Below are 23896 nucleotides of genomic sequence, written 5' to 3' on the forward strand. Positions count from 1 at the left end.
GGATCAGCCGGCGGCCGGCGGTTTCATCGTCAGCCGCGGCGGGGTGTGCAGGTGCTCGCCGACGCGTTTGACCAGGCGGGCCATCTCGTACGCGATGAGGCCGATGTCGGCGTTCGCGGAGCTCAGGACGGCGAGGCAGGAGCCGTCCCCCGCGGCGGCGACGAAGAGGAAGCCGTCGTCCATCTCGACCATCGTCTGGCGGACCCCGCCGGTGTGGAACTGGCGGCCCGCTCCCTTCGCGAGGCTGTGGAAGCCCGAGGCGATGGCGGCCAGGTGCTCGGCGTCCTCGCGGCTGAGCCCGCTGGACGAGCCGACGGCGAGGCCGTCGTTGGAGAGCACCACGGTGTGGCGGACCTCGCGGACCCGCGTGCCGAGGTCGTCGAGGAGCCAGTCGAGCTCGCCGGAGCGGTGGTGGGAGATCCTCTCGTGGTCGATCATGCGTCGTCTCCTTCGGTGCGGGGGTCGTCGAGGGGTGCCGTGCCGTGGCCGTGGCCGAGGTGGTGAACCGTGCCGAAGTCGGTGCTCGGGGACGGGCCCTGAGCCGGGGTCCGAGACGGATCCGGGTGGGGGCTCGCGGCTTGGCCCGGGTACGCGCGCGGGGACGGGCTCGTGTACGGGCCGGCGTGCTGCCCCGGAGTCGTGCGGGGGTCCGCACCGGGCCTGGCGGCGGACCCGATGGCCGGCTCGCCGCCGATGCCGGTCCCGAGGGGGCGCCGACTGCCGGGCGCGGCGCCGCCGCCCCGCTGCCATCCGTCCTGGTAGGCCGTCATCCGGTCCCTGACCTGCTCCGGCGTCCGGGGGTCCGCCGTGGCGGCCGGTGCGGCGACGGGCTCCGGGACGGGCGCCTCGCGCAGCTGCGGGACGAGGCTCGCCTGGCGTACGCGGCGGGGCAGTTCGGCCCCGGGTTCGTCGTCGCCCTCGTGTCCGGTGGGGCCGGCCGGCGTACCGGGCGGGCGCTCCCCCGCCGGCGGCGGTACGGCGGCGCGCCGTGGGCGCAACGCGGTGACACCGGCGGGCGGGTTACCGGCGTCCGGCCCCGCGGCCAGCGCGGGCGCGGCGGTCGGGCGCGGCAGTTGCTGCGGGCGGGACGAGGGCTCGGCCGGCGGCGGGGACGACGTCCGGGACGGCCGGGATCCGTCCGCTCCGGCGGGCGTGCTTCCGGGCCGTGTACCGGTCGTCGGTGGCCGCGGGTCGCTCCGGCGCGGTGCAACGACGGGGCCCACGGGGGGTGCGACGGGCCGCACAGGGGCACCGGTCCCGAGCGCGGGAGCGGCCGGGGTGGGCAGTCCGGTCTGCGCCGGCGTACGCGGTCCCGGCGGGCGGCCGAAGCGACGGGCCTCGGCGCGCTGTGCCTCGTCGCGTTCCCGCGCGGCGCGCGCGCTGTCCGTCCGCGGGTCACCGGCGGCCCGGCCCGCCGCGCCGGAGCCCGGCGTCCGCGGGTCGGCGGCGTGTGCGGCATGCGCGGCGCGGGTGTGCGGACCGTCGGGGCCCGGACCGGTCGCCGGTGTGCCGCGGCCCGGCGGGAGTGCGCCCTGGAGCAGGTCGGTCGGGAGCAGGACGACGGCCGTGGTGCCGCCGTACGGGGAGGTCCGGAGGTGGACCTTGATGTCGTGGCGGGCGGAGAGCCTGCTGACGACGAAGAGGCCGAGGCGGTCGCTGTCGAAGAGGTCGAGCGCCTCGGACTGGGCGATGCGGTCGTTGGCCTCGGCGAGGGTCTCCTTGCCCATGCCGAGCCCCCGGTCCTCGATCTCCAGGGCATATCCGTTGCCGACGGGTTCGCCGCTGACGCGCACCTTGGTGTGGGGCGGGGAGAACTGCGCTGCGTTCTCGATGAGTTCGGCCAGGAGGTGGGTGAGGTCCGCGACGGCCCCGCCGACGACGGCCGTCTCCGGCAGTCTGCGCACCTCCACGCGCGCGTAGTCCTCGATTTCGGAGACGGCGGCCCGGACGACGTTGGTCAGGGGGACGGGCATGCGCCAGGCCCGGCCCGGTGCGGCGCCGGAGAGGATGATCAGGCTCTCGGCGTGGCGCCGCATGCGAGTGGTGAGGTGGTCGAGGCGGAAGAGGTCTCCGAGCTCGTTGGGGTCGTCGGCGCGCCGCTCCATGCTGTCCAGGAGGTTGAGCTGGCGGTGGACGAGGACCTGGCTGCGGCGGGCGAGGTTGACGAAGACGCCCGAGATGCCGCTGGCGAGTTCGGCGCGTTCGACGGCGGCGGACAGCGCCGCGCGGTGGACGGTGGTGAGGGCCTCGCCGACTTGGCCGATCTCGTCCTGGGAGACGGGTCCCGGCGGGGCCTCCGCCTGGACGTCGATCTCCTCGCCCGCGCGCAGTCGGCGCATGGCGGACGGCAGTTTGCGCCGGGCGATGCCGAGGGCGGTGTTGCGGAGGCTCACGAGCTCGACGACGAGGCCTCGGCCGATCCGGACGGAGATGACGAGGGAGGCGGCGACGGCGGCGAGGCCGAGGACGACGGCGGCGCCACCCGCGCTGAGGGCGCCGCCGCCGAACGGGTCGGCGCGGTCGGCCGCCGCGGTGCGGGCGTCGTTCTCGATCGCGGTGAGTCCGCGGCGTACGGCGGCGAGGGTGTCGTCCCAGTCGGCCGAGGTGACCGCCTGGGCCGCGGGGCGGCCGGGGCTCGCGGCGGCGACCCGGTCCTCGGCCCGCGTCAGCCGGGCGTGGTCGCCGCCGCCGGCGAGCGCGGCCCATTCGGCGCGGGCGTCGGCGGGCAGGTCGGCGGTGGCCGATGCGATGAGGGTGCGCCGGATGTCGACGGTGCCGGAGAAGGTGCGGATCCGGTCGTCGGTGAGCCGGCCGGTGAGATGGGCGGAGGTGAGGAGGGCGTCCTCGCGGGAGAGCATCTCGCCGGCCGTGCCGAATTCGAGGAGTACGCGCGCGTCGGACCCCTGCCCGCCGTCCTGGATGCCGGTGAGGGCGCCTCCGACGGCGAAGGCGGCGGAGACGGCACCGGTGTACTCCTCGTACACCTGGTCCCAGTCGGCCCGGCCCTCGACCGCGGCGGTACGGAGCTTGGCGAGGCCCTCGACCTTGCCGACGAAGGCGCCGACCCGGCCTGCGACCTCGTCGGGCAGGTCCCCGGTGTCGCCGACGGTGTGGGTGTCGTCCAGGCGGAGCCGGTCCACGGCCTCGTCCGTGCGGCGGATCCGGTCCTTGAGCTCGGCGGCCCTGGTGGCGCCGGGAGCCGCGACCTGCCGTACCGCGGCGCGCCGTTCGTCCTGGAGGGCGGCGAGGGCGGCCGACACGGGCTCGCGGATCTCGGCGTCGACGCGCTGGAGCCGACGGAGCTCGACGACGTCCTGAGCGGTGGTGACGGTGGCGAATCCCCACAGGGCGAGGAGCGAGACGACCGGGACCATCAGGAGCGACACGATCTTGGCGCGGACCGTGCGGGGCCGCAGGCCGTGGCGCACCTGCCGCCCCCCGGCACCGTGCGGTCCGGTCGTACCGGAGGGGCCCCCGAAGGCGGCGTTCGCGGAGACGCGGCTCTCCGAGACGCGCCCCTCTGACGCGGGGCTCGCGACGGACTCGGAACGCACCTCGTCGAGCGGCCCGGCCGGGTCGGCGTGCCGGGCGGAGGGCATGGCCGGTGCCTCGGCGGAGGGTCCCTCGGCGGACGTGCGGCCCGTGGTCGCGGCGGCGTCCGGGGTGTGCGGCCCCGGCTCGTCGGCGGGCGGCCCGGCGTGTGCGCGCCGCCCGCGTGCGGCGGCCGGAGGCGGTGTGGCCTCGGCGCCCTTGGTCTTGCGGGGAGTTCGCATGGCCTCCTCGTTCCGGCTGCTTCGTGCTCTGGTGCGGTGGGTCGTGCGCGGTGGTGACACGGGGGTGGGGGGGTGGAGTCCGGTCGTGGGCGCGGGTTCGGTCGTGGGTGCGGATTCCTCGTGGGTGCGGGTTCGGTCTGGGTGCGGGTTCGGTCGTGGGTGCCGGCCGGCTCGTCGGGGTGCGGGCGGGATCGGTCGTGAGTGCGGGTCAGGTCGTAGGAGTACGGGCGGGTTCGGCGGTGCGGAAACCGGGCGATGCGACATCCACGGCGCGCTCGTCCGGTTCGGTCAGGCGCCCGGCGGAGGCGTACGCGGCGCGCTCCCTGGCCGTCGGGGACAGGGCCACGAAGGCGGAGGTGATGAAGAGGTACGAGCCGAGGCCGACGGCGAGCGGGAAGATGAACTGCATGACCGTGGCACCGGAGAGGACCTCGGCGGAGGGGACGACCTCGACCCCCACCGCGAACATCCCGGTGTAGTGCATGCTGCTGACGGCGGCGCCCATCACGAGCGAGGCGACGGCGACCGCGGCCGGCGCGTGGATGTTGAGGGCCGCCCACAGCGCCGCGGTGGCGGCGACGACCGCGATCAGGACCGAGAGGGCGACGAGGACGGGGTCGTACGTGACCCGGCCGTGGAGGCGGAGGGCGGCCATGCCCATGTAGTGCATGCTCGCCACGCCGATGCCCGTGGTCAGTCCGCCGATCAGGAGCGAGCGGACCCGGTCCCGTCCGTAGCCGACGGCGAACACCCCGACGCCGACGACGGCCATCGCGACGACGAGGCTGAGGATGGTGAGCGGCACGTCGTACCGGATGTCGGTGCCGGTGACGCCGAAGCCGAGCATCGCGACGAAGTGCATCGTCCAGATGCCGGTGCCGATCGCGGAGGCGGCGGTGAGCAGCCAGTTCCGCCGTGATCGTCCGGTCGCGTCGAGCGCCCGTACGGTGCAGCGCAGCCCGAGGGCGGCGCCGATGCAGGCCATCGCGTACGACAGCACGGGTGTCAGCCAGCCGAAGGTGGCGTGGTCCAGGTGTCCCATGGCTCCGGGACGCTAGTGCGCACAGGGGGGCGCACCAGGGGCGCATTTCGAAAGCTGATGGAATATGACAGAGAGATGGTCCCGAACGATCACGCCGAGCTCGAACGTGCACACAGAACGTTCACCCCCCTGAGTGCGCGATCATGAGCGCATGAGCGATGACCCCACACACGTACGAGAGTTCTTCGGCACCCGGGCGGCCGACTGGGACAGCCGGTTCCCGGACGACGGACCCGCGTACGCCGCCGCCGTGGAAGAGCTTGACCTCCGCCCCGGGGACGCCGTGCTCGACGCCGGCTGCGGGACCGGCCGGGCGCTCCCGCCGCTCCGCGCCGCCGTCGGCCCCACCGGCACCGTACTCGGCGCCGACCTCACCCCCGAGATGCTCGAACAGGCCGTCCTGGCCGGTCGCGGCGGCCGGAACGTCGTGAGCGACGGGGGCGGGCACGGCGGCACGGACGGGACCGCGACCCTGCTCCTTGCGGACGTCGGCCGGCTCCCCGTGCGCGACGGCGCCCTGGACGCCGTGTTCGGCGCGGGCCTCGTCTCCCACCTGGCCGACCCGGTCGCCGACCTGCGCGAACTGGCCCGCGTCGTCCGTCCCGGCGGCCGACTGGCCCTCTTCCACCCGATCGGCCGAGCCGCCCTCGCCGCCCGTCACGGCCGGCAGATCACACCGGACGACCTGCGCGCCGAGCCCCGCCTCCGCCCGGTGCTCGCCGAAGCCGGCTGGCGGCTCGTCAGCTACGTCGACGAGGACACGCGGTACCTGGCCCTGGCCGTACGCGAGTCCTGAGCCGCCCCATCCCCCAAGGGCACACCGGACCGGACGGCCACGCGGCACCAGCGGGCCGTGCGGGCGGCCGTGGCGGCCGGAGCCCCGAGCCCCGAGCCCCGACACGGGTTAGCGCGTCACCTCGGCCACGCGCCCGCGTACGGAGGCGGGTTCCGCCGCGCGCGTGGCGGAGGGAGACGCCGGCGAGGGCTTCGGGGCCGAGCACGTCCGGGGCACGCACGAGCCCCTCGTCGGCATCCCGCCGCGCGCCGCCGTCGCCGCCGAGGCGCGCCGGGCCGCCTCGGTCCCTGCCCGCGCCGCCGGGCGCGCCGCCGTCGGCCTCGGCTACGCCCCGCGCGTCCCGGGCCTGTCCACGGCCGCGTGAGGCTACAACGTCGTCGGCCGCTCCGCCGTGCGGCAAACACTCCACGTTCGGACGCGCTGTGCGTGGTGACCTCGTCCGTCTCGCCCACGGGCAGCAGCACGGTCAGCGCGTCAATGCCCGGCCCCTACCCGGCGGGCACCAGCACGGTCCGCTCGGCGGTCGCCGCCCAGGGGTACGTGCTCGACGGCTTCCGGCCAGGCATTCCAGGCCGTCTCCCCCGTGTCCGGACCACCATCGACGGCGCCGGCGGTCCGGCCGGGTGCGGCGGGTGTCGCGTCAACTGCCCCTGATCCGGCCGAATGTGGCAGAGTCGGGCGCGGTCGGCGGTCCGACTCCGCGGGACTCACCACGTGCCCGCCGGGGGGCCGTGTCGGGGTGAGGGAGCGGTGCGTGGCACGGGTGGTGGACGGTCGGTTCGAGCTGGTGGCACGGCTCGGCGGAGGCGGTATGGGCACCGTGTGGAGGGCCCGCGACCTGATGCTGCACCGTGAGGTGGCCCTCAAGGAGGTGCGTCCACCCGACCCGGCGCTCGCCGAGTACGACCCCGAGGCCGCCCGTGAACTCCGCGTCCGGGTCCTGCGCGAGGCCAGGGCACTCGCGCGCGTGGCGCACCCTCAGGTGGTGACCATCCATCACATCGTCGACGGCGGCGAAGCCACGTACCCCTGGCTCGTCATGGAACTGGTCGCCGGCGGCTCCCTCCAGGACCGGCTCGACCGTGGCGACCTCATGCCCGGCGAGGCCGCCACGCTGGGGCGCGGCATCCTGGCGGGCCTCCGGGCCGCCCACGCGGCGGGCATCCAGCACCGCGACATCAAGCCCGCGAACGTCCTGCTGCGACCGGACGGCGTGCCCGTCCTCACCGACTTCGGGATCGCCGCCGTGCACGGGGCCACCGCCCTCACCGCGGCCGGCTCGATCATCGGCACGCCCGACTACATGGCCCCCGAGCGCGTCTCCGGCGAGGAGGGCGGCCCGCCCGCCGACCTGTGGTCGCTCGCGATGACCCTGTACGTCGCCGTGGAAGGCCACCATCCGCTGCGCCGCGCCAACACACTGGCCACCCTCGCCGCCGTACTCGGCGAGGACGTACCCCCGCCCCGCCGCGCCGGAACGCTGACGCGGACCCTGACGGCGGTGCTCGTACGTGACCCGGCGGCCCGACCGGACGGCGAGGAGCTGGACCGGATGCTGGCCGAAGCCGAGGCAGAGGCGGAGGCAGACTCCCAGTCTCAGGCTCAGGCTCAGGCCCAAGCCCCGGCCGAAGCCAAGCCCCAGGCCGAAACCGAAACCGACGCCCACACCGACGCCGCCGCCAGGTCCGCAACGGTCACTTCCTACCGCCTCGCCCCTCCGGTACAGCCCCCGCCATCCGTCCAGCCTCCGCCGCCGGTACAGCCGCCACCGCCGGCGCCGCCTGGGCCGCCCCGGAAGCGGCGCCGGGTGGTGTACTCAGCGGTGGCCGTCGTCGCGGCAGTGGGCGGTGTGCTCGTCTGGAATCCGTTCGTCGGTACGGGTGGCGAGGGTGCCGGCGACAGGACCGCCGGCAAGGGCGGCAGCCACGGCCCGTCGTCCGGGGCACCGTCGGCGGCGGCGTCCGGCGCGCCCGCGACGGGCGGCGGCTCCGGGATCACCATCGGGATCAAGTTCGACCAGCCGGGCCTCGGCTGGAAACGGCCGGACGGCACGTACGCGGGCCTGGACGTCGACGTGGCGACGTACGTGGCGCGCGCGCTCGGCCATGATCCGGCCGACATCACGTGGAAGCAGACGCCTAGTTCGACCCGTGAGTCGGTCCTGGGCAACGGCGACGTCGACCTGGTCGTGGCCACGTACACGATCAACGAGAAGCGGAAGCAGCAGGTCGACTTCGCCGGGCCGTATCTCGTGGCCCATCAGGACGTCCTGCTGCCGGTGGCCGACACGTCCGTCGCCAGGCCGGCGGATCTGAACGGCCTGCGGGTCTGCTCGGCCACCGGTTCCACGTCGGCGCTCACCATCCCGACGCTGATCGCCCCGCAGGCGGAGGTGGTGACGTACGACACCTACGCCCGGTGCGTCGACGCCCTGGAATCGGGCACCGTGGACGCCGTCACGACCGACGACTCGCTGCTCGCCGGTTACGCCGCGCAGGAGCGTTACAAGGGGCGGTTCAAGCTCGCCGGCTTCGGCCTCACCGAGGAGCGGTACGGCGTCGGTCTCGCGAAGGGCAGCCCGCTGCGGGCGAAGGTCCGGACGGCGCTCGCCCGGATGGTCTCCGACGGCTCGTGGGCCGCGGCCGTCCGCAAGAACCTGCCTCTTCTGCGCACGGACACGCCGCCCGTCCCTGAGTGACCTCCCGGACCCCGGCGCCGCTCCCGGACCTCGGGTGCCAACGCACCCTTCTGTCACGGCACTTCACTGTCTACCGTGGACAATGCCGGGCAGTCGTGCCCGGGAGAGGCGGCGGGCCGTGGCACGAGTACCGGAAAGACTGCGCAGACTCCTCCCCTCCGCACGGCGGGCTCCCTCGGCCGCCGCGCCGGCGCCGCCGCGCGCCCGGCAGGGGCACAACCTGTTCGAAGCGGCGGCCGTGTACGTGGCGGCGTGTGCCGAGGACGACCCGGCCCGCGCGGAGGAGGCCGCGAGCTGGGTTTCGCCCGGCATGCTCACCTTCGGCGTCAACGAACTGGCCTGCCGGGCCGTCCTCACCCTCGCCCGGGAGCGGAACGAGACGCCGGGCGCCGTGGCCCGTTCGCTGCTCGGTCTGCGCGCGGAGGCACCGCACCGGCCCGCGGGAGACGCCTGACCGGCGGGACCCCAGGAGGCAGGGACCCCAGGGGGCGGGGTTCCGTGGCGGAGCCCTCGACGCGCGGGTTACTCACTGGTTAAGGTGCGCCGACGACCGGATGGGGAGGCTGCCGTGGCTGGGACGGACCCGATCGCCGAGGCAGGGGCCGAAGGCGACGCGGACGCGTTGTTCGTGCTGACCGCGGCGCTGCTGACGCCCGAGCGCTTCCTGAGCGTGCTCGGGGACGACTACCCGGCGGCCTGCGCCGCGCTGGGGCTCCAGCCGTACGCGGAGGGGTACGGGCTCGTGTTCGGCCAGGACGGGCTCGGCGCGCGGTGGACGGTGGTCGTCGACGACGTGTCGCTCGTCGCCGTCGCCATCTCCTCCTGGGACTGCGGCATGGCGTACGACCTGTCGCCCGACGAGCGTTCGGTGGTGACCGGCCTCCCGGGCTGGCCGCTCGACCTGGCCAGCCGCGCCCCCGGCGTGCCAGCCCCGCACGACCCGGAGCCGCAGGACGGCGACCCCGACCCGCTGGTCCCGCCCTCCGGCACCGAGTGGGGATCGGCCCAGCGCCGTCTCGGCGCCGACGAGGTGGCACTCCAGTGGGCCGCCTGGCGGTCCCGGGCGGACGACGACGAAACACCCGCGGCCCGGGCGGGGGCGGACGACGGCGAGGCGTCCGCCGACCATCCGGCGTCGGATGACGAGCAGACGTCCGTCGACCGGGCGGGGGCGGACGGCACCGAAGCGCCGGGAGTCCGGGCCTCGGAAGCCCACGGGTCGTCCCCCGCCGACGGCCCCGACCCGTACGACGGGGTCAGGCGCGCCATGGCGGAACTCAGCGGCTACCTGGAGGAGGCGCCGCCGATCGGGCGGGTCCGGGCCGACGCCGATCCGAAGGACGGCCCGTGCATGCTGCGCGCGGACGGCCCCGGCTGGTCGCTGGCCGCCCGCTCCGACGACATGGCCTTCGTACTCCTCGACGAGGTGCCCCGCGAGGTGCTGCCGGTGCCCAGGAGCCCGCAGCTGGCCGCCCTCCTCGAAGGACTCGCCGCGATGGCCGTGCGCCCGTCGTGAGCGGGGTCCATGCGCCCGTCCTGAGCGGGTCCGTACTCCCGACCTGAGCGCGTAGGGGGCGTGTGCGGCGCGTCGGGTCAGGCCTGCCGTGCGCCGCCGGCCGTCAGGTCACGGCGTGCCCGTACTCGGCCGCGAGACCGTCGAGCTCGGGGTCGCCGAACACGGTCCGCAGCGTCCCGAACGCCGCGACCTTGTCCTCGCCGAACCGGCTCACGGCCACCGTGTACGTCTCCGGGGACACGAACCTCGGCGGCTTGCTCTTGCTGTGGAACTTGTCCGCGTACATCACGAGGCGCTCCTCCGGTGTGACCGCGACGTAGTCGGCCGGGGGCAGCGGGAGTCCCTGCTTGAGGACGTCCTCCTTGGTCAGGCCGACACCGGTGTGGCACGAGCAGAAGCGGCACAGCACCTCCGGGAGCCCTTCGGAGGCGAGGAGGTCGTGGCCGAGCATCCCGTGCAGGAGGTAGCTCCGGCCGTCGCGCCGGCCGTCGGCGTCGTACAGGCGGTAGACGCCGATGTCGTGGAGGAGGCACCCCGCGCGCACGAGCTCGGGGTCGATGCCCCGGTCCGTGCGCGCCAGCAGCTGCTGGGCCACCTTCCACACGATCTCGCAGTGGGTGAAGACGCGCTCGAAGGCCGCTTCGTCGGGCGCGTACTTCAGGTGCAGCGCGCGGATCTCGTCCGTCGTGGGAATCTCCATCCCCGCAGCGTAGCGAGTGCCCGCCTGGTGATCGGCGCCCCTTCGGCACCCACATGACGCGACGGCCAGGGGTGTGGTTCCGAACCATGGTCCAGCGGTGGGGGCGCGCCGCACGATGTGGCGCTGTACACGCCACGTCGTCCCATCGGAGGCCCATCATGCGCCTGTTCCCAGGCGTCTCCCTGTTCGCCGCGCTGCTGACCGGGGTCACCGTCCTCGCTCCCGCGGGCCCCGCCGGGGCCGAGACGGGCGCCGCCGCGCACTGCGCGCGGCAGGACCGGCTCCACGTGCCCGGTGCCGAGCTCCAGCAAGCCGCGTGTCTGGCGGACCTGACGACGGCGGGGCTGGCCGGCACGCCGTACACCGACATGGCGGACCAGGCGGGTCTGGCCGCGAAGGGGACCCGTAACCCCTCGGGGGTGCCGGGCGTGCAGATCGACGGCTACTTCCCCGACGACTCGCGCCTCAACGCCACCCACGGCTGGTCGCACGACGCTCAGTTCGTCATCCGGCTGCCCGACCACTGGAACGGTGGGCTCGTCGTCACCGGCGCGCCGGGCACGCGGCGCCAGTACTCGACGGACGCGCTCATCTCCGACCGGGTCCTCGCCCAGGGCTTCGCCTACGCGGCCACGGACAAGGGCAACACCGGCCCGAACTTCTTCACCGACGGGCAGGCTCCGGGCGACGCGGTCGCCGAGTGGAACCGCCGGGTGACCGAACTGACGCGGGCCGCCAAGAAGGCCGTACGGCAGCGGTACGGGAAGGCACCCGGGCGCACGTACATGACGGGCATCTCCAACGCCGGCTACCTGACGCGCTGGCAGCTGGAGAACCGGCCCGAGCTGTACGACGGCGGGGTCGACTGGGAGGGCGTGCTCTGGACCACCCGCGGCCCCAACCTCTTGACCAGCCTGCCGGTCACGGTGGCCAGGTCCCAGGGCCTGGCCACCGACGACGACCTGATCGCGGCGGGCTTCGCGCCCGGCTCGCGCTTCCTGTGGCCGTACCACGAGAAGGCGTACTGGGGACTGACGCAGAAGATGTTCCGGGCCGAGTTCGACCCCTCGTACGACCCCGCCTGCCCGGGATCCGCCATCGGCGGCACGGTGGAGCAGATCCTCGCGCCCTGCGTCTCGGACGCCTCGTACGACTACGCCTCCCGGCCGGCGGCCGTCCACCGTGCGGTCGCGAAGGTCGCGCTCACCGGCCGGATCGGCAAGCCGCTCATCACCCTGCACGGCGACCTCGACACCCTGCTGCCCATCGCCACCGACTCCGACGTGTACGCGGGGATGATCGACGCGCGCGGGCGGGGCGGGCTGCACCGGTACTACACGGTGCAGGGCGGGACGCACACCGACGGCCTGTACGACACCTATCCGGACCGGCTGCGTCCGATCCTGCCGTGCTACCGCTCCGCGTTCGACGCGCTGACGCGCTGGGTCGAGGAGGGTACGGCTCCGCCCGCGGACCGCACGATCGCGCGGCCGGCGGGCGGTGACGTGGTCGACTCCTGCGCTCTGGAGGAGTGAGCGAGGAGTGAGCGGGGACCTCGGGCAGGCCCGAGGGCTCAGACACGCTCCAGCGGGAGGTGCGGCTCTGCCGGCAGTTCGACCGAGATCGGGTCGCCGGGGCCCACCTCTCCGCCGGTCAGCACGATGCCCATGATCCCGGCCTTCCGGACGATCTCGCCGTTCTCGTCGCGGCCGATGACCTGCTTGAGCAGGCCGTGCCGGAAGGCGTCGATCTGCGCGCAGGGGTTGCGCAGCCCGGTGACCTCGACGACCGCTTCGGCGCCGATTCGCAGGAGCGTGCCGGTGGGCAGTCCGAGCAGGTCGATCCCCCGGGTCGTGATGTTCTCTCCGAGGTCGCCGGGCGCGACCTCGAAACCGGCGCCCGCGACGTCGTCGAAGAGCTCTGCGTGGATGAGGTGGACCTGGCGCAGGTTGGGCTGGGTGGGGTCCTGCGCGACGCGGGAGCGGTGCTTCACCGTCACGCCCGCGTGGACGTCGCCCTCCACGCCGAGTCCGGCGAGCAGCGTGATGCCCTCCCGGTTGGGCTTGGTGAACGAGTACGTGCCGTTGCTGCTGACCGTGGTGACGATGCCGCCGCTCATGGTGAGGGCTCCCCTTCTCTGCCTCCGGGCAGCGGCGAACCACTCCCGGACCGATGATCACATCGCGCCTGCGTCCCGACCCTACTCGGCGCCCTCGGCCCGGAGCGGCGCGCCCACCTCGTGCAGGTGGCCGAGCGCCTGTCGGTACGAGTCGACGAAGCCCGTCTCCGTGTACGGCACGCCGAGCGCGGCGCAGTGGGCCTTGACGGCGGACTGGGCCAGCCGGAGGTGGGGGCGCGGCATGCTCGGGAAGAGGTGGTGCTCGACCTGGTAGTTGAGCCCGCCGAGGAACCAGTCGGTCAGCGCTCCGCCGCGGATGTTGCGCGAGGTGAGGACCTGTCGGCGCAGGTGACCCCAGCTGTCGCCGTCCTCGTGCTCGTCCGGCCGCTCCATGCCCTTGTGGTTGGGGGCGAAGGCCATGCCCAGGTGCACGCCGAGCAGCATCTGGTGGACGAGCGCGAAGACCAGGGCCTGGGCGGGGGTGAGGAGGGTGAGGAGCAGGGCCGCGTAGCCGGCGAAGTGGGCGAGGAGCAGGCCGCCTTCGACGAGCCGGTCGCGGCGGGTGCGGCACGGGCCGTCCTTCGCCAGCAGGGACCGCACGCCGTACACCTTCAGCGCGATGCCCTCCAGCGTCGTCAGCGGGAAGAAGAGCCAGGCCTGGTGGCGGGTGAGGAAGCCGCGCAGGCCGGTGCGGCCGGTCGTCTGGTGTTCGGCGAAGACGAGGATGTCCGCGGCGACGTCCGGATCCTTGTCGAGGTGGTTGGGGTTGGCGTGGTGGCGGTTGTGCTTGTCGTTCCACCACTCACGGCTCATGCCGAGAAGCAGGTTGGCGTGCACGAGCTGGATGATCCGGCTCGCCCTGCGGTCCGCGGTGATCTGGGCGTGGCCGGCGTCGTGGCCGACGAACGCGGCGCGGGCGGACAGCAGGGCGAAGGGGACGGCGAGCAGGAGCGCCCACCAGGACGGGCCGATCAGGGCGAGGCCGACCACGACGGCGGCGAGGCCGAGCAGGTTGACGGCGATGCCGCGGGCGTACCAGCCGGGGCGGTGTTCGAGCAGGCCCTGTTCCCTGACTGTCCGCAGGAGCGGGGTGAACTCGCTGGCGCCCCTGGCGCGGCCGGGCTTCCCGGGGGTGACGTCGGGGATGGCAGTGGCGGTGGCGGCGGTGGGGAGCGCCACGGACGGCGCGGCGGCCGGGGGCAGGACGGTGGCCTGGGACATGTGGGGGCTCCGGATTCTGTCGGTCGGGGTCGGTCGGTGGGCCAAGGCGGTCGGCGGGGCCGGTCAGGGCCGCCGGGCTCGGCTCGCGTTCGGCCGCTGGGCGCCTACTGAGAACGTACGGATCCGTGATCACCCCGGGCCATGGCGTCACCACCCGTCCGCGGGAGGGGGCGATCCCGGGGACGGGGGTGGGGCCAGCCCCACCCCCGTCGACTGTGAGGCGGATCACGCCGGATGATGACGCGTCAGGCCTGGACGGTCAGGTAACCTCGGCCGCTCGGTCCCCAGGTAGTCAAATTTGAGGAATGCGTTGTCGCTGTCGCACGGACCCCATGACTCGGCCCGCGAACCCACTCCCACTCCCACTCCCGTTCAGGAACCCGCCCTCGGGCTCTCCCCCGCCCTCGACCGCCACGCCGCCGTCTTCCTTCCCGCCGATCCGCCCCGCGCCGGCCGGATCGCCTTCTGGTCACCGGACGGCGAGGCCCTGCCGGTCGGGGCATCGCCGCACGTCGAGATGACGATCGTGGACGAGGACGACCTCCAGGCCGTGACCGTCCCCGCCTGCACCGTGTCCGTACGGGACGCGCTGCCGCTGCTCGTCCGCGCGCGGTTCTCGGACACCGCCTCTCCGGCCACGGCCTTCTGGGGCGCCGCATCGCTCCTCGCCCTCGACCTCGTCTCCCGCGGGCTCCTCCTGCCCGGCCTCACCGCCGGGGACCTGGACGCCTGGCGCGTCGGCCCGCTCGGTCCGCGGGAGCTGGCGGAGCTCCGTACGCTCGCCGCGTCGATGCCCCCCGTGGCCCACGCCGTTCCCCTGTCCCTGGACGAACCGCTGCAGCTGCCCGCGCCCGAGGCGCTGCTCCGCGCCTTCGCCGACGCGGTCGCGGACACACTCCCCCGCACCCCGGCAGCTGTGCTCGCCGCCGGAGGCCCCGCCTTCGCCGCCGACGAGCCACAGCCGATCCCCGAACAGCGGGCGTGGGCCGCCGATGTGGCGGCCGTCCACGACGCGGGAGTCCGACTGTCGCTCCGCCTCGAACTGCCCGGCTTCACCACCGAGGCCCACGACGCGCCGGCCTTCCGCGCGGTGCTCCAGCTGCACGGCGTCGCCGACCCGACCCTCGTCGCCGACGCGGCGGAGGTCTGGGCGGGCTCCGGCCCGACGGGAGCGGCCTTCGGCCCACGCGCCCGCATGGACGCGCTGCTCGCCCTGCGGCGCGCCGCCCGCGCCTGGCCCCCGCTGGCCCCGCTGCTCTCCGCGGCCGTCCCCGACACCGTCGAACTCGCCGACGAGGAGGTCACGGAACTCCTGGGCCCGGCCGCGCACGCCCTCGCGGCGACGGGCGTCCAGATCCACTGGCCGCGCGAACTCTCGGACCGGCTGACCGCCCGCGCGGCGATCGGCCCCTCGGACGCACACCGGGAAGGAACAGGGGACCACCCCTCCGGCGCCGCGCTGCACGCTTCTCCGACTTCCGCCTTCCCCTCGGCCCTCGCCTCATCCGATTCCTCGTCCTCCTCCTCCGCCTCCTTCTCCTCGTCCCTCCCCTCCTTCCTGTCCGCGGACGCCCTGCTCGCCTTCCACTGGCGCTTCGCCGTCGGCGACCACGAGCTGACCCGGGCCGAGCTCGACGGCATCGCCGAGGCCGGAAGGCCGCTCGTCCGGCTGCGCGACCGCTGGGTCCTCGTCGACCCGGCCGAGGTGCGCCGGGCGCGGGCCCAGCAGGACCGCAAGGTGACCCCGGTCGACGCCCTCGCGGCCGTTCTCACCGGAACGACCGAGGTCGACGGGCGCGCCGTCGAGGTGGCCGCGACCGGATGGCTGGAGCGGCTGCGGGAGCGGCTGGCGGACCCCGACGGCGGTCGGCCCGAGATCGCTCAGCCCGCCGGGCTCGCCGCGACCCTGCGGGACTACCAGCTGCGCGGACTCGACTGGCTGCACCGGATGACCTCGCTCGGCCTCGGCGGCTGCCTCGCCGACGACATGGGCCTCGGCAAGACGATCACCGTCATCGCGCTCCACCTGCACCGGCAGACCGACCCGGCCGCCGCGGGCCCCACGCTCGTCGTCTGCCCCACGTCCCTCATGGGCAACTGGCAGCGGGAGATCGAGAAGTTCGCGCCCGGCACGCCGGTCCGCCGCTTCCACGGCGCCACCCGCGACCTGGAGGAGCTCGCCGACGGCGGCTTCGTCCTCACCACGTACGGCACCATGCGGCTCGACGCCGAGCGGCTCGCCGCGCGGAACTGGGGGCTCGTCGTCGCGGACGAGGCGCAGCACGTCAAGAACCCGTACTCGGCGACGGCCCGGCAGCTGAGGACCATCGGGGCACGCGCACGCGTGGCGCTGTCCGGCACGCCCGTGGAGAACAACCTCTCGGAGCTGTGGGCGATCCTCGACTGGACCACACCGGGGCTGCTCGGCAGCCTGGGTGCGTTCCGGACCCGGTTCGCCGCCGCCGTCGAGGGCGGTGCGGACCCGGCCGCCGCCGAACGCCTCGCGGCCCTCGTCCGCCCGTTCCTGCTGCGCCGCCGCAAGTCCGACCCCGGCATCGCGCCCGAACTGCCGCCGAAGACGGAGACCGACCGGGCCGTCTCCCTGACGCCGGAACAGGCCGGACTGTACGAGGCGGTGGTACGGGAGACCCTGGAGGCGATCGCCGCCGCCGACGGCATGGAGCGCCGGGGCCTCGTCATGCAACTGCTGACCGCGCTCAAGCAGATCTGCAACCACCCCGCCCAGTACCTCAAGGAGGAACGGCCGAGGATCGAGGGCCGCTCGGGCAAGCTGGAGCTGCTCGACGAACTGCTCGACACGATCCTGGCCGAAGGGGCGCGCACCCTGGTCTTCACCCAGTACGTGGGGATGGCCCGGCTCCTGGAGACGCACCTGGCGGCGCGGGGCGTGCGGACGCAGTTCCTGCACGGCGGCACGCCGGTCGCCGAACGGGAGGCGATGGTCGCCCGCTTCCAGGACGGCGACGTCCCCGTCTTCCTCCTCTCCCTGAAGGCCGCAGGGACGGGGCTCAACCTCACCCGGGCCGAGCACGTCGTGCACTACGACCGCTGGTGGAACCCTGCCGTCGAGGCACAGGCCACCGACCGCGCGTACCGGATCGGGCAGGACCGCCCGGTCCAGGTCCACCGCCTCATCGCCGAGGGCACGGTCGAGGACCGGATCGCGGCCATGCTCGACCGCAAGAAGGAGCTCGCGGACAGCGTGCTCGGTACGGGTTCGGACGCCCCGCGGGAGCTGACCGAACTGACCGACGCCGAACTGGCGGAGCTGGTGCGACTGCGAGGGGACGGACGATGAGCGACACCGGACACGGGACGGGGTACGGACACGCCGACGGACCCCTCGGCGGACCCGGGGGCACGCCGGGCGGTGGCCGCGGCGGCGACGAGCGGACGTTCGCGGCGCTGCCGCCGACGAAGGGCACGGCGTTCGCCCGGACCTGGTGGGGCCGGGCCTGGCTCAAGGCCCTGGAGGACACCGCCCTCGACAACGTGCAGCTCAAGGCCGGACGCCGGCACGCGCGCGCGGGAGCGGTGGGCGCCGTGACGGTGCGGCCCGGCCGGCTCACGGCGATCGTCAAGGACCGGGACGGTACGGCGTACCGCAGCGACGTCCTCGTGCGGGAGCTCTCCGAGGACGAGTGGGAGCGGCTGCTCGACCTCGCCGTGGACAGCGCGGGGCACATCGCCGCGCTCCTCGACCGCGAGATGCCGCCCCACCTGGTGGAGGACGCGGCGGCGGCCGGGCTCGACCTGCTGCCCGGCATCGGCGACCTCGACCCGGAGTGCGGCTGCGACGCCTGGGACCACTGCCCGCACACGTCGGCGCTCTGCTACCAGGTCGCGCGCCTGCTCGACGAGGACCCCTTCGTCCTGCTGCTGATGCGGGGGCGCGGCGAACGCACCCTCCTCGACCAGCTCCAGACGCGCAGTGCCGCGCGCGCCTCCGGCGCGTCGGCGCGCGGCGGCGGGCGCGACAACGACACGCCGCCGGCAAACGCCCCGGCCGGTGCGGGTGACATGCCGGGCGTGTCGGCTGCCGAGGCGTACGCGGACGGGTTCCTCCTCCCGCCGCTGCCCGCGCCTCCGGTCGCCGTCACCTCCCCGGGCGCCCCGCCCGGCCTGGACACGGACACGGATCCCGAGCCGGGTGTCGACCCGACCGCGCTGGAGTTCCTCGCGGCGGACGCGGCGGCCCGTGCCCACCGGATGCTGGTGGCCGCCCTCGTGTCCCCGGAGGCCTCGGCCGCATCCGGGGCCGTATCCGGGTCCGGGTACATGCCCATGTCCGGGTCCGCCACGGAGAATCCGGCAGGGTCTCGGCTGACGGCCGCTCAGGACGCCGTACGGCTCGCGGCGGACTCGCCCGTGTCCTGGATCAGGGCACGACTCGCCGCCGGTTCCGGCAGGACACCGGCGGAACTGGACCTGGCCACGCGCGCGTGGCGGCTCGGGGGTGCCGCCGCCCTATCCGTACTGGAGGAGGAGTGGACCCCGGACGCGGAAGGCCTCGTGCGGGCCGGTGCGCGGCTGGCGGAGGCCTGGGAGGACGACGAGCGGCCCGTTCTGCGGCGCTCGGGCGCCCGGTGGACGGCCGTGGGTGCGGAGGCGCAGCTCCGGCTCGGCGTCGACGGTCGCTGGTGGCCGTACGCCAGGGAGGGTGCTCACTGGTCCCCGGTGGGGCCGCCGGACCGTGACCCGGCCGTCGCCCTCGCGACGGCGCAGACGCCTCGGGCGGCGGGTGCCACGGGCGACGAAGGGTAGGCGCGTACCGCCGACCGGGGTAGGGCCGAAGAACCGGTTCCTCTCCCCGGTCCCCCGTCCCCGGTCCCCCGTCCTTGTCCGCGCCCTTGCTCCCCGCCCTCCACGGCCCCTGTCCGGGGCCCCTGCGGCGGTCCCCGGTCGGCGCGCCCGGCGTCCGCCACGACGCGGCGACCGGGACCACCCGGGTGCTACAGGCCGAGCTGGCGCTCGGCGCCCTCCACGGTCTGGGCGAGGAGGACGGCGATGGTCATGGGGCCGACGCCGCCGGGTACGGGGGTGATGAGGGAGGCTCGTTCGGCGGCGGAGGCGAAGTCGACGTCACCGACGTTGCCCGGGTTGTAGCCGGCGTCGATGACGACGGCGCCCGGCTTGATGTCCTCGCCCTTGATGAAGTTCGGCTTGCCGACGGCGGCCACGAGGATGTCGGCCTCACGGACGACGGAGGAGAGGTCCTTGGTGCGCGAGTGGCAGTAGGTGACGGTGGCGTCGCGGCCGAGGAGGAGCAGACCGGCCGGCTTGCCGAGGATCGCGCTGCGGCCGACGACGACCGCCCGCTTGCCGCTCAGCTCGACGTCGTACGCGTCGAGGAGGCGCATGATGCCGCCGGGCGTGCAGGAGACGAAGCCCGGGAGGCCGAAGCCCATGGCGGCGAACGAGGCCATGGTGACGCCGTCGACGTCCTTCTCCGGGGCGATGGCCTCGAAGGCGGCGCGCTCGTCGATGTGCGGGCCGACCGGGTGCTGGAGGAGGATGCCGTGGACCTCCGGGTCCTCGGACAGCGCGGTGATCGCGGCGACGAGCTCCTCCGTCGTCGTCTCGGCGGGCAGCTCGACGTGCTTGGAGCGGATTCCGGCCTTCGCGCACCGGTTCTGCTTCATCTTCACGTACGTCACGGAGGCGGGGTCCGCGCCGACGAGGACGGTTGCGAGACACGGGGTGACGCCGGTGCGGCGGGTGATCTCGGCGGCGCGGGCGGCGGTCTCCTCGACCGTGCGGCGGGCGAGGGCCGTACCGTCCATGAGGATGGCGGTGCTGGTGGACATGGCGACTCCTGGGCGTCGTCTCTGACGGATGGTTCGCCCAGGCGCACGGCAGCTGCGGACCCGCGCCGTCGCGACGCGCTCCGCAGGGCCGCTCCCCGGTGGTGATCCACCTCAAGCGCCAGTCACGGCCCGAGCCCCACTCTACGTGAGCGCCGTGGGGCGGGTCCCGGACAGGGTGCATATGCAACGCCGTCCGGCCGCTTGTCGGCGGCCCGCACGGGCACCACGATGGCCGGGACGGACCGTGACGACCTCGACGGGGAGGCCGAGTTGAGCGATGCGTGGGTGGCGGCGGAAGCGGATCCGGGTCCGGTCGCCGAGGGCGCTCGGCCGCTGGTCGCCGCGTCCTGGCGGCGTTCCGTACGCGCGCGCGTGAGCCCCGACGGGGCGGCGCGGGTGGAGCTGGAGGAGGACGAGCTCACGGCGTACCGCGCCGGCCATCCGCTCGCGGCGGCGATGCCCGTGATCCGGGAACTGATGGGGGCGTACGCGACGGACGGCGAGCACCTGCTCGCGGTCTGCGACGCGGCCGGGCGGATGCTGTGGGTCGAGGGTCATCCGGACACCCTCCGCAAGGCGCGCGGCATGAACTTCGTGGCCGGGGCACGGTGGTCGGAGTCGGCGGCGGGCACGAACGCGCCCGGCACCGCCCTCGCCGTCGACCGTCCGGTGCAGGTCGTCGCCGCCGAGCACTTCCGCCACTCGGTCCAGGCCTGGACCTGCGCCGCCGCACCCGTGCACGACCCGCGCACCGGGCGGGTCCTCGGCGCGGTCGACATCACGGGCGGGGCCGGCCTCGCGCACCCGCACAGCCTCGGCTTCGTCCAGGCCGTCGCACGCGCGGCCGAGTCCCAGCTGGCCCTGCTCGCGCCCGACCCCGCGCCCGGAGACCTCAGACTGTCGGCCCTCGGCCGGGACGAGGCCGTGCTCTCCGTGGGCGGGCGGCGGGTACGGCTCGGCCGCCGGCACAGCGAGATCCTGGTGATCCTCGCCCACCGCCCGGAGGGCGTGAGCGGCGACGGGCTGCTCACCCTGCTGTACGAGGACGAGTCGGTCACCCCGGTCACACTGCGGGCCGAACTGTCCCGGCTGCGCGCACTCCTCGGCCCCGACGTGCTGCGTTCCCGTCCGTACCGGCTCGCGGACACCGTGGAAGCGGACTTCACCGCGGTGGACCGGCGGCTGGCCTCCGGGGCGGTCGCCGCCGCGGCCGCCGAGTACCCCGGCCCGCTGCTCCCCTCGTCGACCGCGCCCGGAGTCGTACGGCTCCGGGAACGGCTCGCAGGGCGGCTGCGGGCCGCACTGGTGGACCGGGGGGATCCCGGTCTGCTCGCCGACTGGGCGTACAGCACGTGGGGCGAGGACGACGTGGTGGTCTGGCGGGCGCTCTGCGCGGCCGTACCGGCACCGCAGCTTCCCCCCGTACGGGCGCGGCTCGACTCCCTGGAGGCGGAACTGTCGGCCGGCGCAACGGACTTGCAACGTACGGGCCACCACACTCGGCCGTGAGCGCCGGCCAGGGACGGCCGGCGCGTCCCAGGGAGGCCATGCCCATGACCCGTTACGCCGCACCCGGTACCGAGGGCGCGCTCATGTCGTACCAGGCCCGCTACGACCACTGGATCGGAGGCGAGTACGTCGCTCCGGCGGGCGGGCGCTACTTCGAGAACCCCAGCCCGGTCGACGGCCGCCCCTTCACGGAGGTCGCCCGCGGCACCGCCGAGGACGTGGAACGCGCCCTGGACGCGGCACACGCCGCCGCACCCGCGTGGGGCCAGACCGCCCCGGCCGAGCGGGCGACCGTCCTTCTGCGGATCGCCGACCGCATGGAGAGCAACCTGGAGGCGCTCGCGGTCGCCGAGACCTGGGACAACGGCAAGCCCGTCCGGGAGACCCTCGCCGCGGACATCCCGCTCGCGATCGACCACTTCCGCTACTTCGCGGGCGCGCTGCGAGCCCAGGAGGGCTCCCTGAGCGAGATCGACGACGACACCGTCGCGTACCACTTCCACGAGCCCCTCGGCGTCGTCGCGCAGATCATCCCGTGGAACTTCCCGATCCTCATGGCGGTCTGGAAGCTGGCCCCCGCCCTCGCCGCCGGGAACGCCGTGATCCTCAAGCCGGCCGAACAGACCCCGGCCTCCGTCCACTTCTGGCTGAGCCTCGTCGCCGACCTCCTGCCGCCCGGCGTCCTCAACATCGTCAACGGCTACGGCGAGGAAGCCGGCAAACCGCTCGCCTCCTCACCCCGCGTCGCCAAGATCGCCTTCACCGGCGAGACCTCGACGGGCCGGCTGATCATGGGGTACGCCTCCGAGAACCTCAAGCCCGTCACCCTCGAACTCGGCGGCAAGTCCCCGAACATCTTCTTCGACGACGTCTGGGCCGCCGACGACGACTTCCGCGACAAGGCCCTCGAAGGCTTCACGATGTTCGCCCTCAACCAGGGCGAGGTCTGCACCTGCCCCTCCCGCGCCCTCGTCCAGCGCGGCCACTACGCCGACTTCCTCGAAGCCGCCGTCACCCGCACCGAACGCATCGTCGCCGGCCACCCCCTCGACACCACCACCATGATCGGCGCCCAGGCCTCCGCCGACCAGCTCGCCAAGATCCTCTCCTACCTGGAGATCGGCCAGCAGGAAGGCGCCAAGATCCTCACCGGCGGCCAGGTGGTCGAGCACGGCGGCGAACTCGCCGGCGGCTACTACGTCCAACCCACCATCTTCGAAGGCGACAACCGCATGCGCGTCTTCCAGGAGGAGATCTTCGGCCCCGTCGTCGCCGTCACCTCCTTCTCCGACTTCGACGACGCCATCCACACCGCCAACGACACCCTCTACGGCCTCGGCGCCGGCGTCTGGACCCGCGACACCAACACCGCCTACCGCGCCGGCCGCGCCATCCAAGCCGGCCGCGTCTGGACCAACTGCTACCACGCCTACCCCGCCCACGCCGCCTTCGGCGGCTACAAGCAATCCGGCATCGGCCGCGAAACCCACCGCATGATGCTCGACCACTACCAGCAGACGAAGAACATATTGCAGAGTTACAGTCCCAAGAAGCTTGGGTTCTTCTAGGAATACAGAGAGACGCCTGGCCCGGGTTCCGGCCGGGCAGGCGCCTCCCGCTGGTGGTGCGGCGGAGCCGGCCCCACCGGCGAGACCGTCAGGATCGACCTACCGGAGGCGGGATGGACCGGTTCTCTGCGCCGGCTCGCGTATGACGGCGGTCGTTCCCGCTCACCGCTGCGGAGCAGTCCCGGATTCCCACCGGGTGCACAAGCCGCTCGACCCGCGCGAATCCGTCCGACCCGTTCAGTGAGGGGTGCTCGCCCCAGACCGTGGTGCCCTGGACCGTGGCCTCCGGACGCCCGGGCCCGAACGCCGGAGCGCCTCGCGCAGCCGGTCGCCGGCCGTCGCGCGGCACTGGGCCACCGCCGAGACGTGAGCGGAGTAGCGGCCCCGAGTTCCCCGCGGGGCGTCCCCCCAGGCCAGAACGGCCCACAACGCCGCCCGGCGCAGCCGGGCCTCGGCGGTGGGGCGGAGCAGTCCGATTTCCTCAGGCCAAGCACTCAAGATCAGCGGCCTGCACACCGCAGAGGCCCCACGGAGGACCTCTCAGCGCTCCGGTCGGTAGGTCGCGATGATCACTCCGCTGCTCGTGGGCCGGGCACTCACCAGCTCCAACTTCTTCAGGGCGGCATCATCGGCGAACAGCTTCTTGCGCCCCTCACCGGCCACCACCGGGTGGATCAGCAGGACCAGTTCATCCAGGAGGTCCAGCTCCAGCAACGAGCGCACCAGCGTCGGGCTTCCCGCGATGGTGATGTTCTTCCCTTCGCCCGCCTTGAGCTCCTCGATCGCGGTCGCCAGCTCGCCACGGACGAGTGTGCTGTTCGCCCAGTCGTCGACGCTGTCCAGCGTGGAGGAGACCACGTACTTGGGCGAGCCGTTGATCCACTTGGCGAAGGCCGCGTCCTCCCCGCTGGTCACCGTCGGCCAGTACCCGGCCCACTCGGTGAACGTCACACGGCCCAGCAGGATCGCGTCGGCCGTCTCCAGCGTCTCCGCCAGCGCGGCGCCCATCTCCTCGTCGAAGGCGAACTGCCACTCGTTCGGCGACTGGGCGACACCGTCGAGCGAGACGAACAGACCGGAAACGACCTTGCGCATGATTCCTCCATGATACGTACGGGTTTGTCGC

General features: G+C 74.1%; 18 protein-coding genes and 2 riboswitches. Of the genes, 10 read left to right on the plus strand and 8 right to left on the minus strand.

The genetic code is table 11. The annotated features are described in order from the left end of the window. Positions 1-3: 3 nt before the first annotated feature. The 3 genes from ACFCY7_RS19345 to ACFCY7_RS19355 form a co-directional block, all read right to left on the minus strand. A complete protein-coding gene (locus tag ACFCY7_RS19345) occupies positions 4-438 on the minus strand; it encodes a roadblock/LC7 domain-containing protein (RefSeq protein WP_376486598.1) in 435 nt (144 codons plus the stop codon). Further along, entirely contained in the window at positions 435-3773 is a 3339-nt protein-coding gene (locus tag ACFCY7_RS19350; RefSeq protein ID WP_376486601.1) for a nitrate- and nitrite sensing domain-containing protein, read from the minus strand. Before ACFCY7_RS19350 ends, ACFCY7_RS19345 begins: the two co-directional genes overlap by 4 nt. A 208-nt stretch (positions 3774-3981) precedes the next feature. Then, positions 3982-4815, minus strand: coding sequence for an MHYT domain-containing protein (locus ACFCY7_RS19355; protein ID WP_376486603.1), 834 nt, complete (start codon positions 4813-4815; stop codon positions 3982-3984). Between the two features lie 151 nt (positions 4816-4966). Here ACFCY7_RS19355 and ACFCY7_RS19360 point away from each other — a divergent pair, with 151 nt between their 5' ends. The 5 genes from ACFCY7_RS19360 to ACFCY7_RS19380 all read left to right on the plus strand — a co-directional run bounded on the left by ACFCY7_RS19360 (position 4967) and on the right by ACFCY7_RS19380 (position 9825). Then, a complete protein-coding gene (locus ACFCY7_RS19360) occupies positions 4967-5611 on the plus strand; it encodes a class I SAM-dependent methyltransferase (RefSeq protein WP_376486605.1) in 645 nt (214 codons plus the stop codon). Between the two features lie 163 nt (positions 5612-5774). After that, positions 5775-5975: a hypothetical protein gene (locus tag ACFCY7_RS19365; RefSeq protein WP_376486608.1), complete on the plus strand. Its 201-nt coding sequence runs from the start codon at positions 5775-5777 to the stop codon at positions 5973-5975. 390 nt (positions 5976-6365) lie between these two features. Further along, complete coding sequence (locus tag ACFCY7_RS19370) at positions 6366-8309, plus strand: bifunctional serine/threonine-protein kinase/glutamate ABC transporter substrate-binding protein (RefSeq protein ID WP_376486609.1); 1944 nt, start codon at positions 6366-6368, stop codon at positions 8307-8309. A 118-nt stretch (positions 8310-8427) separates the two neighbouring features. Continuing rightward, positions 8428-8763, plus strand: a complete 336-nt coding sequence (locus tag ACFCY7_RS19375) for a hypothetical protein (RefSeq protein WP_376486612.1) — start codon at positions 8428-8430, stop codon at positions 8761-8763. Positions 8764-8877: 114 nt separating this feature from the next. Beyond that, complete coding sequence (locus ACFCY7_RS19380; RefSeq protein ID WP_376486614.1) at positions 8878-9825, plus strand: hypothetical protein; 948 nt, start codon at positions 8878-8880, stop codon at positions 9823-9825. A 103-nt stretch (positions 9826-9928) separates the two neighbouring features. On the opposite strand, the gene ACFCY7_RS19385 is transcribed toward ACFCY7_RS19380, so the two are convergent. Beyond that, positions 9929-10525, minus strand: a complete 597-nt coding sequence (locus tag ACFCY7_RS19385; RefSeq protein WP_376486617.1) for an HD domain-containing protein — start codon at positions 10523-10525, stop codon at positions 9929-9931. 158 nt (positions 10526-10683) lie between these two features. Between ACFCY7_RS19385 and ACFCY7_RS19390 the strand changes: the two genes are divergently transcribed. Then, a complete protein-coding gene (locus ACFCY7_RS19390; RefSeq protein WP_376486620.1) occupies positions 10684-12060 on the plus strand; it encodes a tannase/feruloyl esterase family alpha/beta hydrolase in 1377 nt (458 codons plus the stop codon). Between the two features lie 38 nt (positions 12061-12098). On the opposite strand, the gene ACFCY7_RS19395 is transcribed toward ACFCY7_RS19390, so the two are convergent. Then, positions 12099-12644, minus strand: coding sequence for an MOSC domain-containing protein (locus tag ACFCY7_RS19395; RefSeq protein ID WP_376486622.1), 546 nt, complete (start codon positions 12642-12644; stop codon positions 12099-12101). 81 nt (positions 12645-12725) lie between these two features. Beyond that, a complete protein-coding gene (locus ACFCY7_RS19400) occupies positions 12726-13865 on the minus strand; it encodes a fatty acid desaturase family protein (protein WP_376486624.1) in 1140 nt (379 codons plus the stop codon). Between the two features lie 310 nt (positions 13866-14175). On the opposite strand from ACFCY7_RS19400, the gene ACFCY7_RS19405 reads away from it, so the two are divergent. Together ACFCY7_RS19405 and ACFCY7_RS19410 are read left to right on the plus strand one after the other, a co-directional pair. After that, the gene (locus tag ACFCY7_RS19405; protein ID WP_376486626.1) at positions 14176-17184 is read left to right on the plus strand and encodes a DEAD/DEAH box helicase; all 3009 of its coding nucleotides are present in this window, start codon (positions 14176-14178) and stop codon (positions 17182-17184) included. Next, entirely contained in the window at positions 17181-18650 is a 1470-nt protein-coding gene (locus ACFCY7_RS19410; RefSeq protein WP_376486629.1) for an SWF or SNF family helicase, read from the plus strand. Before ACFCY7_RS19405 ends, ACFCY7_RS19410 begins: the two co-directional genes overlap by 4 nt. Before the next feature lie 188 nt (positions 18651-18838). On the opposite strand, the gene ACFCY7_RS19415 is transcribed toward ACFCY7_RS19410, so the two are convergent. Further along, the gene (locus ACFCY7_RS19415) at positions 18839-19693 is read right to left on the minus strand and encodes a bifunctional 5,10-methylenetetrahydrofolate dehydrogenase/5,10-methenyltetrahydrofolate cyclohydrolase (RefSeq protein WP_376486631.1); all 855 of its coding nucleotides are present in this window, start codon (positions 19691-19693) and stop codon (positions 18839-18841) included. Between the two features lie 28 nt (positions 19694-19721). After that, a riboswitch (ZMP/ZTP riboswitch) is annotated at positions 19722-19829 on the minus strand. A gap of 92 nt (positions 19830-19921) precedes the next feature. Between ACFCY7_RS19415 and ACFCY7_RS19420 the strand changes: the two genes are divergently transcribed. After that, positions 19922-21202: a GAF domain-containing protein gene (locus ACFCY7_RS19420; RefSeq protein ID WP_376486634.1), complete on the plus strand. Its 1281-nt coding sequence runs from the start codon at positions 19922-19924 to the stop codon at positions 21200-21202. A 44-nt stretch (positions 21203-21246) separates the two neighbouring features. After that, a complete protein-coding gene (locus ACFCY7_RS19425; RefSeq protein WP_376486637.1) occupies positions 21247-22770 on the plus strand; it encodes an aldehyde dehydrogenase family protein in 1524 nt (507 codons plus the stop codon). Between the two features lie 131 nt (positions 22771-22901). After that, a riboswitch (cobalamin riboswitch) is annotated at positions 22902-22967 on the minus strand. Between the two features lie 343 nt (positions 22968-23310). Here the strand turns inward: ACFCY7_RS19425 and ACFCY7_RS19430 are convergent. Further along, positions 23311-23865 (minus strand): dihydrofolate reductase family protein, encoded by a 555-nt coding sequence (locus ACFCY7_RS19430; protein WP_376486638.1) that lies wholly within the window; start codon positions 23863-23865, stop codon positions 23311-23313. Positions 23866-23896 lie beyond the last annotated feature (31 nt).

This window comes from Streptomyces sp. NPDC056361 (assembly GCF_042262805.1).
In the GTDB taxonomy this organism is placed as follows: domain Bacteria; phylum Actinomycetota; class Actinomycetes; order Streptomycetales; family Streptomycetaceae; genus Streptomyces.

Excerpts from the sequence above, each read along its gene's own strand:
- ACFCY7_RS19385 (WP_376486617.1), bottom strand. The coding sequence starts at position 10,525 with ATGGAGATTCCCACGACGGACGAGATCCGCGCGCTGCACCTGAAGTAC.
- ACFCY7_RS19350 (WP_376486601.1), bottom strand. The coding sequence starts at position 3,773 with ATGCGAACTCCCCGCAAGACCAAGGGCGCCGAGGCCACACCGCCTCCG.
- ACFCY7_RS19395 (WP_376486622.1), bottom strand. The coding sequence starts at position 12,644 with ATGAGCGGCGGCATCGTCACCACGGTCAGCAGCAACGGCACGTACTCG.
- ACFCY7_RS19410 (WP_376486629.1), top strand. The coding sequence starts at position 17,181 with ATGAGCGACACCGGACACGGGACGGGGTACGGACACGCCGACGGACCC.
- ACFCY7_RS19425 (WP_376486637.1), top strand. The coding sequence starts at position 21,247 with ATGACCCGTTACGCCGCACCCGGTACCGAGGGCGCGCTCATGTCGTAC.
- ACFCY7_RS19400 (WP_376486624.1), bottom strand. The coding sequence starts at position 13,865 with ATGTCCCAGGCCACCGTCCTGCCCCCGGCCGCCGCGCCGTCCGTGGCG.
- ACFCY7_RS19420 (WP_376486634.1), top strand. The coding sequence starts at position 19,922 with ATGGCCGGGACGGACCGTGACGACCTCGACGGGGAGGCCGAGTTGAGC.
- ACFCY7_RS19345 (WP_376486598.1), bottom strand. The coding sequence starts at position 438 with ATGATCGACCACGAGAGGATCTCCCACCACCGCTCCGGCGAGCTCGAC.
- ACFCY7_RS19360 (WP_376486605.1), top strand. The coding sequence starts at position 4,967 with ATGAGCGATGACCCCACACACGTACGAGAGTTCTTCGGCACCCGGGCG.
- ACFCY7_RS19390 (WP_376486620.1), top strand. The coding sequence starts at position 10,684 with ATGCGCCTGTTCCCAGGCGTCTCCCTGTTCGCCGCGCTGCTGACCGGG.
- ACFCY7_RS19430 (WP_376486638.1), bottom strand. The coding sequence starts at position 23,865 with ATGCGCAAGGTCGTTTCCGGTCTGTTCGTCTCGCTCGACGGTGTCGCC.
- ACFCY7_RS19415 (WP_376486631.1), bottom strand. The coding sequence starts at position 19,693 with ATGTCCACCAGCACCGCCATCCTCATGGACGGTACGGCCCTCGCCCGC.
- ACFCY7_RS19355 (WP_376486603.1), bottom strand. The coding sequence starts at position 4,815 with ATGGGACACCTGGACCACGCCACCTTCGGCTGGCTGACACCCGTGCTG.